Consider the following 14,422-nt stretch of genomic DNA (forward strand, 5'->3'; position numbering starts at 1 on the left):
ACAAGCTTATTGATTTGATAGGTAAGAGTTAACTAATCAAAAATATTATTTATTGAATTGACATGTTGCTTGAACATAAATGATTCAAGATGTGAAGGTAAAAAATATGCAAAAGTTTTTTGATAAATATGGAATATCAAGTGTCAGTACCTTCGAGTATACGAAGATAGTAGGTATAGAAAATATAGAGTTTGGTAAAAATATTATAATTGATGATTTTGTTTTTATATATGCCAAAAAACTGGTCAAGATAGGTAACAACGTGCATATTGCATCCTTCACTTCAATTACAGGAGGTGAGCATTTTTCAATGGAGGATTTTTCTGCTCTTTCTTCTGGAGTAAGAATTTTAACTGGATCTGATGATTTTAAACATTGGGGATTTGGAAATTCAACAATTGACGAAAAGTATAGAAACACAAAAAGAGCACCTATACACATAGGAAAATTTTGTGTAATCGGTGCAAATAGCGTCATTTTACCAGGCGTTACTGTTGGCGAGGGGGCTACAGTTGGAGCAGGCTCAGTTATCACAAAAAACCTAGATCCTTGGGGAATATATGTTGGTAATCACAAAATAGGAGAGAGAGAGCAAGTAGGTGTTATCAATAACTACGAAAAATTTGTACAGGAGAATTTAGATAATAATGCAAATCCTAACTATTCAAAATAAACCTTTTGATCAACCAATTTATGTAACGCGCCCAATTTTACCAAGCTTAGACAGAATTACTGAAAAGTTAAGAGAGATATGGGATAGCAAATGGTTAACCAATAATGGACCACAGCATTGCTTACTTGAAAACCAATTAAAAAATATACTTAAAGTTCCATATTTGTCCTTATTCAATAATGGAACAATAGCTCTTATAATTGCTTGTCAAAGCTTACGTTTAACTGGTGAAGTTATTACTACTCCTTTTACTTTTCCGGCAACTCCTCATGTATTAACCTGGAACAATATCAAACCGATATTTTGTGATATCGATCCGGTCACAATGAATATTGATGCCGATAAAATTGAATCAATGATCACACCTCAAACTTCTGCCATTTTGGGCGTGCATGTGTACGGAACTCCATGTGATGTTGTTAAGATTCAAGAAATAGCTGATAAATATGGCTTAAAAGTAATTTATGATGCTGCACATGCATTTGGCGTTGAAATTGATGGTATGGGGATTGGCAACTTCGGCGACATATCAATGATGAGTTTCCATGCCACGAAACTTTTTCATACTGTTGAAGGTGGCGCTTTAATCTTCAAAGAGTCAAATCTCAAAACCAGAATTGATTTCTTAAAAAATTTTGGTATTAAAAACGAAGAAGAAGTAGTCATGCCTGGAATCAATGGCAAAATGAATGAAATTCAAGCAGCGATTGGTTTAGTTGTGCTGGATTATATAGAAGATGAAAGAAATAAAAGAAAAGTTCTTGTTGATACTTATAAAGAATGTCTAAAAGATGTTCCTGGAATTAAGCTATTGCCAAAAGATAAAATTTTTAGCAAAAGCTATCAATATTTTGTAATTAGAATTGAGGAAGAAATGTTTGGACGCTCACGAAATTATGTATACCAAAAACTAAAGGAATATAATGTTTTCACTAGAAAATATTTTTCTCCTTTGTGCAGTAATTATCCATGCTATAAACAACTTCCTTCAGCAAGTATTACTAATTTGCCAGTAGCAAATATTGTTGCTCAACAAGTTTTATCACTACCTTTATATGGTGACTTAACACCTGACGAGATAGAAAAGATTTGTAGCATTTTGCTGGAAATCAAATGATCTCAATCAAAAAAGACTGCAATTACCGTAATTTAAAATAATTTTTCAGAAAAAAATGAAAGTTAGTGTTTTGATGATTACCTATAATCACGAGAAATTTATTGCCAAAGCAATAGAAAGTGTTCTAATGCAACAAGTTAATTTTGAGTATGAACTTGTTATAGGAGAAGACTGTTCTACAGATACTACGCGTCAAATTGCTATTGATTATCAAAAAAGATATCCAGATCACATTCGGCTGTTATTACCTAATAATAATTTAGGTATGAATCCAAATCTAGTAAATACCTTTGATGCTTGTCAAGGTCAGTATATTGCAATTTTAGAAGCTGACGACTATTGGATTTCTCCTGATAAACTACAGAGACAAGTAGATTTTTTAGATGAACGTCCTGAATATGCAATATGTTTTCATAATGCTATTATATTTTGGGAAGATAATCGCCAGTCACCAGGGTTATTTCGACATAAACAGAAAGAAACATCTAGTATTGAAGATTTACTAGTAGAAAATTTTATTCCTACTGGTTCTGTAATGTATCGAAATGGTTTAATAAAGAATTTTCCACAGTGGTTCTATGAATTAAGCATGGGAGATTGGGTAATTCACATTCTCAATGCACAGTATGGAAATATTGGGTATATTAACGAAGTTATGTCGGCATATAGGCTTCATACTCAGGGAGTATGGACTAGTAAAAGTGATGAGCAGCGTTTACCAGCAATAATTCAAATGTTTTCTAATATCAAGGAATATCTTGATATTAAATATCAAGCAACTATAGATAAATCTATAAATTACTACTCTAATGGACTAAATTACCTGTTAAAACAAAAAGAGTATGAAAAATCTTCTATATCAGAGACTTTATGTAAAACACTGAGTCTCAGAAATATAAATTTAATTATTTTTCCAAATTGGGAAGAAACAAACAACTTTTTATATGAAAATTTAAAAATTACTATTATTAAACTTATTAGTCACCACGAAATAAGCCAATTAACTCTTCTTATTGATATTAGCAATGTAGGTATTGAATATGCTGAATCTATATTATCTGATATATTATTTAGTATTTCTTTAGAAGAGAATATAGATATACCAGAAGATTTAAGCATTTCCTTTGTTGGTAACATGAATCAAAAAGAATGGACTGCTTTATTACCTTGGATTTATGCCAGAATTTCATTAGATATTGAAACCAAAGAGGCTATTATACAAGCACAAGCCCAAAATATTCCTCTTTGCGATCTAGATAATATTAATAACATACAAGCCAAGCAAATAAATTCAGAGCATTAAAATATGTAACTAAAAATTTCATTACAAAAACCTAAAAAAGGTAGTAAATACTGATACAAATACAATTAGAAAGGAGCATATATGAATAAACATATTTTACTTTATAGTGATGATCCAGGATTAGGTGGAGTTGCACAATATAATCATACACTTCTGTGCGGATTAGCAGCGTTAAATTATCAACTAACATATGTACAAAGTAATACTGATAACCCTTTGTTGAATGCTCAAAAAGAGCTAGGAATAGAGCATCTATTGCTAGATTTTGATACAACAAAAGAATGGGAACGCACAATAAAGGATGGTTCTCATGCACAAGAAATTTTTGAAACAGCTAAACCCGATCTGATAATTTTTAGTGACACATGGCCATTAGCTAATTCTGGCGTTAAGATAGTTGCTATTCAGATGGGCATACCATACATAATTGTTGTTGGTTTTGTTGCGCCCTATCCAGGTGGGCTTCCGTCAGAATTTTTATATCAAATGTTACGAGTTTATCAGCAAGCAAAGGCAGTTGTCGCAGTTTCATACGAAAACTTAAATTTGTTATATGAATTGTTTGGATTACCTAAAAATAAAGGACAAGTTATTTATTACGGACGATCAGCAAAATATTTTGCTCCTCCTCAGCAATCAGTTCGTAATAGACTACGCCAAGAATTAGGTATTCCCTTAAATGCAGTGCTGTGTTTTACATCTGCTCGTTTGGAACCTGTTAAAGGTTATCAATATCAATTAGCAGCTATTGAAGAATTAAAAAACACGGATATTTGGGATTTACTTTATTTTGTCTGGGCTGGAGGTGGTAAGTTTGAAAATGAACTCAGAGAAGCAATCAATCAACTAGAAGTCGCAGATAAAGTAAAAATTCTAGGACAGCGTTGGGATATACCAGACTGGTTGGATGCCAGTGATATTTTTATTTTACCTTCTTTGTCTGAAGGAATGCCCTTAGCGATAATGGAAGCAATGGCTAAGGGATTACCTGTAATTGCAACAGCAGTTAGCGGTATTCCAGAAGAGTTGTATGATACTGGTAAGTTGCTGCCCGATCCAAAAATTAACCCACAAGCTACTATTAATGAGTTAGTAACAACAATTAAAGCCTGGTCTACAAATTCAGAATTGCGTAAGTCTATAGGTCAGGCTTGTAAAACTCGTGCAGAAAATGCATTTAGAGATGAACGGATGATTGCAGAAACCAACAAGGTAATTGAACGTAATTTAATTTCCAAATGGGATTATGTTTCACCGGACTTTGAAATCATTTGTCCTGATGCGTGTTTCCCCGATATGATTGTTGGCAATACTGATAATTGTTATTGGCCATATTTACGTAGAGAAATTCCACATAACTGGTATGTAGATTGGAGAGAACCCACTACAGGTTTTCTCAATCGAGATGAGGCACATATTCTTTATAATACGGCTTTAAAGTTTGAAGGGAAAAAAGCTTTAGAAATTGGCTGTTGGCTAGGTTGGTCTGCTTGTCATCTAGCTCTAGCAGGAGTTGAACTAGATGTTATAGATCCTTTACTAGATAGGCAGGATTTTTATCAAAGCGTTAGTAGCTCACTAGAGACAGCTGGTGTTCTTAGCTCAGTTAATTTAATAGCTGGTTACAGTCCTCAAAAAGTTGAGGAATTAGCAAAGGAACTACAAAGAAAATGGTCACTGATTTTTATTGATGGAAATCATGATGCACCTGCGCCTTTATATGATGCAATGGAATGTGAAAAGTTTGCAGAAGATGATGCTTTAATTCTCTTTCACGATTTATCTTCTCCAGATGTTGCTCACGGCTTACATTATTTAAGACAACGGGGTTGGAATGTCATGGTTTATCAAACCATGCAAATTATGGCCGTAGCTTGGCGGGGCAATGTTGAGCCAGTTATGCACGAACCTGACCCACAAGTTGAGTGGCATCTACCACAGTATTTGCAAAGTTACAATGTGAGTAGTTTATTAGTAAATTCAGTTAACTATATTGAACAACCTCAGCAGAATGAGATTGTTCAATCATCTGTTATTAAAGAAGCAGATAAAAATGTTGAATTTAGTTTAAGAGAATTCAACTTAATTGCTTTTCCAGATTGGCAACAACCAGAGGAATTACTCTATAAAGATTTAGTCTCTGTTATAAAAAGCATTGTTACTCACTCAGAAAATGGAAAAATAACGCTCTTTTTAGATACCAGTGGCATTTCTGACGAAAATGCTAATTTTATAATATCAGATATTGTCTTTGATATCGTTCAGGAAGAAGATTTAGATATTGATGAGGAACCAGAAATTTCTCTGCTAAGTAATCTTAGCCAAAAAGAGTGGGATTATCTACTGCCACAACTTTACTCTAGAGTTTTATTGAGTAGAGAAAATAAACAGGCTATTTTACAAGCGAAAGCAGAAAATCTTCATGTATCTCATGTTGAAGCTTTAATTGATCTAAAAACTGCTGACTTTAATATAATAACTACCAGTTCAAAAGCGAACTTAGATAAAGGATTTCATATCGCTAGTTCTCTTAGTAGTAAACCGCGTATAGACGTAGTGTTACAAGCATCTGGTTTTCATGCCTGGTCTTGCTCGTATGGTTGGATCAATGTTTTACAAAAAGAGGGTCTACTTAATAGATTTTTTAGACCAATAGCAGATTGGAATGCAACTGAACCTAAATATGATGATGGTTTGTTTGATTATTTAAAAAATCCTCAAGCAGATATTGTATTGATGTTAAGTTTTAATTGGCATTCTCAATCTTTACATAATACTGCTAAGTGGCGGGAACAATGGCATAAATCTCCTATTAAAAAATTAGGTATTGTTCAAGAGTGCTGTTCTTCAGATGTTGTACAAAATAGTATTCAATGGCAGCAACAGATATCTGATGCAATGAATAATACCATACCATGTGTGGATGCCTTGCTTTGTAATCATGAACCTGATGTTGAATTTTTGAAGATTAAGAAAAATTTATCTTTACCAATTACGTTTTTTCCCAATGCAATTGACCCGGAATATTTAAGAATAAAAGTTCCGTTTAATCAACGACGTAATCGCGCTATTTTCAGAGGTAATATAGCTCAATATTTTACTGAAAAAACTTATGGTGAGCGGCGCAACATTATACAGGCATTAAGTCAATGTAAGGAAGTTGATTTATTTCAATTTACTTTCAGCTTAATGACAAACCCCTTTGAGGCAGTACAAAAGTATACTAACGAATTGAATGCATACACACTCAATTTGAATCTACCATCAATGTCTGCCACTCTTACACATCGCCCGTTTGAAATTATGGCTTGTGGTGGGGTATTGCTGCAAAACAAAGTTATTGGTGAAATATCTAACGAATTTTTTAAAGATTGGGAAAATGCTGTTTATTACGATCCGGAAAATCTTGATGATTTAATTAATAAGAGTCCTATAGATACGAGACTGTTAGATATAGAAGCTTACTTATCCTTTAAACGAAAAGCGAATCTGCACACTGGGAAGTTACAAATTATATTACGAGTTTTTCTGAAGTTAAGTGAGTTTTTAGAATTTATGAGCCAATTAATTGATGATTTACTTCAGTCTTTCTATCTAAATATTCATAATTTTCAACAGGAAAATTGGGATTATGATAGGTTTAATAACTTAGGTAAAGATGGTCAAAAATTTGTTTTTTTTGATCAATATCAGTCTCATCTTAAACTACTATTTGAAAATATAGATAAAGTTGAGTATGTATATACAATTTTAGCTGATATAGAGTCCAAAAGTTGGCTAAAAGATATCCTGTTATTCCGAATATTAGGACATATACATTTTAAACTACCTACTAATAACGAACAGCATTGGCAGATCAGAGAAGAAGCAAAGCAACTAGTAATTTCTGAATCTGATATAAATTACTTAGGAATTTTTGGAAAATTGGAAAAGTATGCAGTCAATTTTGAGGAACAAAACATTACTCTTGACTGTTGGTGGGCAAACGTAGCATGGAGCTTTTTGTTTAAACAATATTATTTTAATAGGAGTAAGGTAAAAGTCCAACCAGAAAAAGGTGATTACGTTATTGATGCTGGTGCTTGCTTTGGTGATACTGCACTTGCTTTTGCAAGCACTGTGCAAGAAGATGGAAAAGTTTTTTCTTTTGAGATAGAACCAGAAAATATAGATATATTCTGTTATAACTTGATGCAAAATGAAAATCTAGCTGAGAGAATAGTTGTTAGTGACTATGCTCTTAGTAATACAACAGAAAGCCAAGTGTATATACATGGAAGTGGGCCAGGTGCAACAATTAGTAAAAATGTATCAAATACACCAATAGTTACTACAACAATCGACGCTCTGGTAAAAGAAGGCAATATAGAGAAAGTTGATTTCATAAAAATGGATATCGAAGGCTCAGAACTTGAGGCACTACATGGAGCAGTAGAGACTATTCTTAAATTTCGACCAAAACTTGCAATATCTATTTATCACAAACCGAATGATATTTTTGAAATTCCAATTTTTATTCATAACCTCAACGTTGGCTATGAGTTATTCATAGAACACTATACTATACATAACGAAGAAACAGTACTTTATGCTAAACCGCTATTAGATTAGAAAAGAATAATTTTCTCTGCTTGTGCTTGAGTTTTTATTCATTAATCCTGTTTGTTATGGCGCTTCTCGTTTGGATGCAATACACTCTGACCTCTGAGATACTTTGAGCCTTACTCATTTTGACTGCAAGAGAATGGGCTGAGGATTAGGTCTGTATTTTACAGAATTGAGAACTGCTATAAGAAAAGAGATTAATGAATAAAAAAAATTAAATCAATTGACATTAAGATTTATATTTTTATTGAAACAAGTTTGAATAAAACAGATTCTAATTGTTCAATTGTATGGAGTTGACTCAAATCAGACATGGCGCGTTGTTGTCCGGCACGAGTAATTCTTTCCCACTCAGTTGGACTAACTGGTAAGGAACACAAAACATCAGCTAAATCTAAAGGATTTTCAGACTCAAAAACTAACCCATCTTTGCTATGTTGTACTATCTCTCCGGCTCCACCTGTACCGCTCGTAACTAATGTTAGTCCTGCTGCCATTGCTTCAACCTGGCTGATACCAAAAGGCTCTTGAAACCGAGAAGGAAATACTAAAACGTTATGTGTCTGGTAAAGTTGCTTTAGTTCTTGGCGTGAGAGTGCACCAGGAAACTTAACCTTGTCTTGCATACCTTCTGACTCTACAAATTCTTGGAGAGCTAGGGTAAATTCTGGTATGAGAGTCCCTCCAGCGATGGTAGCCGAAAATTCCATACCACCAGTATCAAGCAAGGAAAGAGCCTCAATTAATATATCGGCTCCTTTGTATGGCATGACCAAACTCGCGTAGGCAATGCGTAGGCGATCGCGCGGTGGTAGTTCGGTTTGATAAAATTCTTCTACAGCTGCACCTGGATAAATAGTCTGAGTAGTATTAACTGGATAGCCATGTTGTTTTAAGCTATCTCGAATCCAATTACTACAGGTAATGTACTGATGTAGCTGACTCTTGGGAGTTAACTCAGAAATATATCCTGGAGTAGCATTCATAACGTAATGGGCAATTGGTATTCCATCTGCCAGCATTTTTTCTAGAAGTTCCAGTCCTAAGAAATCAATGTTACCCGCTAGACACACATCTGGTTGAAAGGTTTGTAACTCTTGAGCCACGATTTGGCGATTCAGGAAAGTCCTAGATGCAACTTCTTCTAAAGAAAACCAGTGAGTTCCTTGTTTTGTCCATTCTCCACATAAATGTAAGCCCCTGTAAACTACAGGCTTTGGTTCTTGATTTGTGTAAGTAGTATTTGTATATTCTTCTGTATTACTTGTCAGCACTAAGACAGTGTGACCACGATGATGTAACAATCTTGCATAGTCAGCGATCGCTCGCTCATATCCCCCAATTACTTGCGGCGGATATAAATTTGTAATGATCAGAATTCTTAGTTTATCCAAAGTAGTAACCTTTAATTATTTCCCTTCAAGATAGTTTGCCCACATTTGTTCGTAAGCTTTCTCCATCTCACGAGTAAATTGCTTGCCATTCCACAATGGGGCTGTTTGCCGCGATGCTTTCAGCTTCAAAGCCACCTGCTGACGTAAAGCTTCATCTTTCCCCAAGCGCACACCCCATTCTATATACTCTTCATCTGTCCAGGCAATGCCTTCTGTTATACCCGCATTCATCATCATGGTGTAGCTATTACGAGCCGCAAATTGTTCGCCGACTCTCGTCACCAAGGGTATACCCATCCACAATGTTTCTAAGGTTGTTGTGGCTCCGTTGTAGGGAAATGTATCTAAAACAATATCAGCAATGCCTAAGTTAGCACGATGAACCGACTCTAAATAAACCATTGGTAAAAATCGTAACCGAGAACAATCTACACCTTCTTCTTCGGCAATTTGATAAAAGAAGCGTTTAATTGTTTCCTCTTCAGCAAGTCCCTTAATCAAAAAGTAACTGTTAGGTACTTGTTTGATAATTTGCATTTGCCACTTTGTCGTTTCTGGATGGCGTTTATATCCTCTTTGGGCGCTGAGATATACAACGGCATCCATAGGAATATCCAAGTCATCGCGGCGGAGAGTTGGGACACCAACTTCAAAACCATCTACTGCTATGTAAGTTTGAGGTAATCGCCAAATTTTCTCTGTATAGTAATTTTGGGCATCATTTGGCAGTACATAAGGATCTGCAATAAAGTAATCAATTGCAGGTATGCCTGATGCATCCCACCCCAGCCAAGTAACTTGAATTGGTGCTGGCTTGAGTGCCATCACTTCACTAGTAATATCTAGAGTGATGCTATCAAGGTCAATTAAGATATCAATTTCATCTTGATATATATAGTCTGCAATTTCTAGACCATTTATACCTAGTTGACGAGCTTTTCCTGCCTGACTTAGATACCATTCTTGGATATGGTCATTGACTAATTGATAGTTAACAAAATAGGTATGAATATCAAATTTATCTCGGTCATGATGTTGAAATAACCACCGAGTTAACCAGCCAACAGAATGATTCCTTAAAGCGTAAGATATATAACCAATTTTTAATTTCTTGGTCGGGTAACATAAATTTTGACTATTAATAATTTTGTGACAATATTTTTTTCCTTTTGATTGGGCAAAAGCCTGAATATAAAAGTTAAAAATATCAGCTACATGATTATGAATAGCTCGAAAATCAACAGGAGAATCTTTAATGTGAGGTATTGCAAATGATGGCGTAATTAACCGTAATATTCTTCCTTCTTCTAAAGGAATGCGTTCAGCTTTAATAAACTGTTGAAAGATACTTTCCAGTTCTTGACAAGTTGTACATATCTCTTGCCAATATCCTCCTGCTGTCATTAGACCCCTTAACAGCAAATGGAGCGCAAAAATTTTATCAGCCAAGCCTTCTGATAAGGAATAACACAATTTAGCTGTCTCTATTCCTTGAGAATAATTACGAGCGTCTTGATAAAAAATCGCTAAGTGCCGTAAAATTTCTACATTATCTGGCTCCAATTGTAAATGCAATTCTAGGAGAGATGCTGCTAGTAAAGGCTGCCGCAAAGTATGACCAATTTGGATAGCAGCAGGAAGTAGTATAGAAAAGCATTGATGAGTTTCAGAGAAATAAGGAAGACTAGCTTTTATTAAATCTAGATTAATTGGATGTAAGGGAACAGCATTTAATAATTCTTTTAAAACTTGGATTAATAATCGGATATTAATTTCTAGATTTTCTTTGGCGTTTAAGATTTTAATGAATTCCCATTCATTCAAGTTATCAATTTCTTCAAATTTTTCCAATTTGATAGAAAGTATAAGGATTTGAAGCAAATTATTTACATTACTAGGATTAATTTCACGTAGATGCTGGCGAATTAACCAAGCTAGAGAATATTCAGCCAGTATTTCGCGTCTTTCCGCTTCTAATTGCAAAAAATGAAATAGTTCATTTATCCAAATTGGTAACTGTTCTTCATCTGCCTCTGTTATTGGCAGCATCCAAGTCATTTGAGCTTCTGCTTCTTGCCCTTGCAATAGCAATAGTAAACCTAAATGCCAATAGTAAGAGATAGTATTTGGTTCTATTTCTATTGCTTGCTCATATAACTGTGCTGCTTGCGAATATTTTTCTTGAATGAAGTATTGTTCAGCCTGATTTTGCCAATTACATACATCAGTAATCATTGTAATTCTCTGAGAAAATTTTATAAGGAATATAGTTGTAAATGAATTAAATGGAAATAAAGTGGATAGATGTATCTACCCACTTTGAAAAATATCTGATTGAGAAACAATTTATATACTGTTTGTTCTTGCCCTTGGTTGGTTATTTAGCCAAAGAGATGTAGGTGCTGGGACAAGTAGGTGCTCCAGCGGTGTAGCCAATTGTAACGGCACTTGCATTTACACCATTATTAACCATAGCGCTGTTAGATTCACACAAAATAGCTACGGTAGTAGCTTCACTGGTAGCAGCTTGGGTTGTCACCTCTACAGCACCAACATAGGCTTTGAGAGGCGCAGCGCCATTTATTACTGTTGCTCGGTTGTTTATTGAACTAACGTCTCCGCCACTAACAGCCGTATATGTGTAATTTACGGTTTGTGTTGCAATACCAAGTCCTAAAGCACCAATTGAAGTTGAAAATGAACTATTTTCTAAGTAAAAAGCTTGTTGGGCGCGGTTCATGGAACCTACGTAGGTTTTTGCTTCTGACTGCTTGGCTTTGTTAGCTTGGTTCAAGAAAGAAGGTAGAGCGATCGCAGACAAAATACCGATGATGATAATTACTACTAGTAATTCAATAAGTGTAAAACCCTCATCTCCTTTCTTTTTGTCGAGGATGTGTTGGAGAAACTTGGCTTTTAATTCGGTTTTCATAAGTGTTTTCCCTGGGGTAGGAAGTGCTTGGGTGTTCTAGATGTAACTTACCCAACTGCGAGCGCTTTCCTATCACCTCCAGAAAAAAAGTTTGGAAAGATACAGTTACACAATCCAGAATCCTTACTAATCCGCTTATCAACACCAGAGGCTAGATTCTCAATATCAATTGTAGAAGTGTCTTATTCAAACTCAGGTGGCCACAACTCTGATACCGCCAGTTCCCAACCTGGTAGCAAGTCAGGTAGTGTGAGGGTGTCGCCATTCTGCAATACCACCGAAGCTTGGTTTATTCGATAAACTGTTACTGTCAATTTGTCAGGGTCAATCAATATGCCGACTTTAGACCCAAGTTGCAAAAATAGCTGAATCTTCTCTTCAAGCGGTTTGATTCTGTCACTTTTAGATTTAATCTCAACCATCAAGTCTGGAACTAACTCTACAAAGTCGCGCTTGGTCTTCTTCAGCCGATCAGCGCGAACAAAAGACACGTCAGGGGCACGCAAGTTTCTTTTTTCCGAGTCGTCCTCTTCTATATTCGGTAGGATAAATCCTGCGCTAGAACCAGTTATACGTCCTAGCTTGCGCGACATTACCCAGTTATTCAAGAAGGTAATTAGACGAGCGCCAATTTCCTCTGACTCGTAATCTGATGGCCCCATAACTATGATTTTTCCCTCTACCAGCTCCATCTGCCATTCTGGATGCTCGGTTTGTAGCTGCTCTAAGTCTGTAATTGCAAAGGACATAATACACTAAATAACGCTTTTATATATTAGCCCCAAAACTTAGTGAGAAAGGTATGAGTATTCAAGAAATCGCAAAATTGCTAGAAATAAATGTTGAAGTTATCAGGAAATATCTGCGAGAAAACTTTTAGCGGTTAAGAGCATCTTTGGCAAGTATTGAACCCGTAGTACCGTAGGCATTTGGCGATCGCTCCCCATCTTCCCTAGCCAATCATAATTTATTATGCTATATTAAACGTAGTCGTTATGAGTTCGTATATTGTCATGACTAACCCCACAGTAGAAAACTTGGTAATTATCGGTTCTGGGCCAGCAGGGTACACAGCCGCCATTTATGCTGGACGCGCTAACCTGAAACCCGTTGTATTTGAAGGTTTCCAAGCCGGGGGATTACCTGGTGGGCAATTAATGACAACGACGGAAGTTGAGAACTTTCCAGGATTTCCTAAAGGAATTACCGGGCCGGAACTGATGGATCAGATGAAGGCACAGGCGGAGCGCTGGGGGGCTGAACTATATACTGAAGATGTTATCTCAGTTGACTTGAGTCAGCGTCCTTTTACAGTGCGATCGCAAGAAAGGGAAATTAAAACCAACAGCATCGTCATTGCTACTGGTGCGACAGCAAAGCGTTTGGGTTTACCCAATGAACATGAATTTTGGAGTCGAGGTATCTCCGCTTGTGCGATTTGCGATGGTGCGACACCGATTTTTCACGGTGCAGAATTGGCTGTAATTGGTGCTGGTGACTCGGCGGCGGAAGAGTCAATTTACCTCACCAAGTATGGTTCCAAGGTAAATATGTTGGTACGCACCGATAAGATGCGGGCTTCTAAAGCCATGCAAGACAGGGTTTTGAGTAACCCAAAAATCCAAGTGCATTGGAACACAGAAGCCGTGGATATCTTCGGTAATGGTCACATGGAAGGGGTGAAAGTCCGCAATACTAAAACTGGTGAAGAGAGCCAACTGCACGCTAAAGGTTTATTCTACGCCGTTGGTCACAGTCCCAATACTTCTCTATTTAAAGGACAATTAGAACTGGATGAGATAGGTTACGTTGTCACCAAGCACGGTACAGTGGAAACCAGTGTAGAAGGCGTTTTTGCTGCTGGCGACGTACAAGATCATGAGTTTCGGCAAGCAATTACGGCTGCGGGTACTGGTTGTATGGCAGCGATGTTGGCAGAACGTTGGTTGTCATCCACTGGCTTGATTCAAGAATTCCATCAACAGCAAGAAACAGCAGATAATGAATTAGAACATCAAACAGCCAAAAAGACCGAAGCCGAGGAAGAAGCTGGATTTAATTTGGATGGGACGCGCCATGAGGGAGGTTATGCTTTACGGAAATTGTTCCATGAAAGCGATCGCTTACTCCTGGTAAAATACGTCTCTCCTGGTTGTGGCCCTTGTCATACCCTGAAGCCAATTTTAAATAAAGTGGTGGATGAATTTGACAGCAAAATTCACTTTGTAGAAATTGACATCGACAAAGACCGAGATATTGCTGAAAATGCTAATGTTACAGGAACACCAACGGTTCAATTGTTCAAAAACAAGGAACTGGTGAAGGAAGTCAAAGGCGTGAAGCAAAAGAGCGAATACCGTCAGTTAATTGAAAGTAATCTGTAAGAGAATAGGGCATG

Annotated in this window: 9 protein-coding genes; 5 read left to right on the top strand and 4 right to left on the bottom strand. The window is 36.2% G+C overall.

Annotated features, from left to right (window positions below):
* The first annotated feature begins 79 nt into the window (after positions 1-79).
* The 4 genes from ACFE93_RS01235 (at position 80) to ACFE93_RS01250 (ending at position 7,704) form a co-directional block, all read left to right on the top strand.
* Positions 80-673, top strand: a complete 594-nt coding sequence (locus ACFE93_RS01235) for an acyltransferase (RefSeq protein ID WP_375471646.1) — start codon at positions 80-82, stop codon at positions 671-673.
* Positions 648-1,790, top strand: coding sequence for a DegT/DnrJ/EryC1/StrS family aminotransferase (locus ACFE93_RS01240; RefSeq protein WP_375471647.1), 1,143 nt, complete (start codon positions 648-650; stop codon positions 1,788-1,790). Before ACFE93_RS01235 ends, ACFE93_RS01240 begins: the two co-directional genes overlap by 26 nt.
* 55 nt (positions 1,791-1,845) lie before the next feature.
* A complete protein-coding gene (locus tag ACFE93_RS01245; RefSeq protein WP_375471648.1) occupies positions 1,846-3,093 on the top strand; it encodes a glycosyltransferase in 1,248 nt (415 codons plus the stop codon).
* Positions 3,094-3,174: 81 nt separating this feature from the next.
* Entirely contained in the window at positions 3,175-7,704 is a 4,530-nt protein-coding gene (locus ACFE93_RS01250; protein WP_375471649.1) for an FkbM family methyltransferase, read from the top strand.
* A gap of 230 nt (positions 7,705-7,934) precedes the next feature.
* Here ACFE93_RS01250 and ACFE93_RS01255 read toward each other — a convergent pair whose 3' ends face one another.
* The 4 genes from ACFE93_RS01255 to ACFE93_RS01270 all read right to left on the bottom strand — a co-directional run bounded on the left by ACFE93_RS01255 (position 7,935) and on the right by ACFE93_RS01270 (position 12,773).
* The gene (locus tag ACFE93_RS01255) at positions 7,935-9,092 is read right to left on the bottom strand and encodes a glycosyltransferase family 4 protein (RefSeq protein ID WP_375471650.1); all 1,158 of its coding nucleotides are present in this window, start codon (positions 9,090-9,092) and stop codon (positions 7,935-7,937) included.
* A 15-nt stretch (positions 9,093-9,107) separates the two neighbouring features.
* Positions 9,108-11,327: a tetratricopeptide repeat protein gene (locus ACFE93_RS01260; RefSeq protein WP_375471651.1), complete on the bottom strand. Its 2,220-nt coding sequence runs from the start codon at positions 11,325-11,327 to the stop codon at positions 9,108-9,110.
* Positions 11,328-11,469: 142 nt separating this feature from the next.
* Complete coding sequence (locus ACFE93_RS01265; protein ID WP_375471652.1) at positions 11,470-12,024, bottom strand: type IV pilin-like G/H family protein; 555 nt, start codon at positions 12,022-12,024, stop codon at positions 11,470-11,472.
* Between the two features lie 182 nt (positions 12,025-12,206).
* Entirely contained in the window at positions 12,207-12,773 is a 567-nt protein-coding gene (locus tag ACFE93_RS01270; protein WP_375471653.1) for a Uma2 family endonuclease, read from the bottom strand.
* A gap of 264 nt (positions 12,774-13,037) precedes the next feature.
* Here ACFE93_RS01270 and trxB point away from each other — a divergent pair, with 264 nt between their 5' ends.
* Complete coding sequence (trxB, locus tag ACFE93_RS01275; protein ID WP_375471654.1) at positions 13,038-14,408, top strand: thioredoxin-disulfide reductase; 1,371 nt, start codon at positions 13,038-13,040, stop codon at positions 14,406-14,408.
* Positions 14,409-14,422 lie beyond the last annotated feature (14 nt).

The sequence above is a fragment of the uncultured Nostoc sp. genome (genome assembly GCF_964247315.1).
Classification (GTDB): Bacteria; Cyanobacteriota; Cyanobacteriia; order Cyanobacteriales; family Nostocaceae; genus Nostoc.

Coding starts and splice junctions, on each gene's coding strand:
- ACFE93_RS01245 (WP_375471648.1), top strand. CDS start 1,846: ATGAAAGTTAGTGTTTTGATGATTACCTATAATCACGAGAAATTTATT.
- trxB (WP_375471654.1), top strand. CDS start 13,038: ATGACTAACCCCACAGTAGAAAACTTGGTAATTATCGGTTCTGGGCCA.
- ACFE93_RS01250 (WP_375471649.1), top strand. CDS start 3,175: ATGAATAAACATATTTTACTTTATAGTGATGATCCAGGATTAGGTGGA.
- ACFE93_RS01240 (WP_375471647.1), top strand. CDS start 648: ATGCAAATCCTAACTATTCAAAATAAACCTTTTGATCAACCAATTTAT.
- ACFE93_RS01260 (WP_375471651.1), bottom strand. CDS start 11,327: ATGATTACTGATGTATGTAATTGGCAAAATCAGGCTGAACAATACTTC.
- ACFE93_RS01235 (WP_375471646.1), top strand. CDS start 80: ATGATTCAAGATGTGAAGGTAAAAAATATGCAAAAGTTTTTTGATAAA.
- ACFE93_RS01270 (WP_375471653.1), bottom strand. CDS start 12,773: ATGTCCTTTGCAATTACAGACTTAGAGCAGCTACAAACCGAGCATCCA.
- ACFE93_RS01265 (WP_375471652.1), bottom strand. CDS start 12,024: ATGAAAACCGAATTAAAAGCCAAGTTTCTCCAACACATCCTCGACAAA.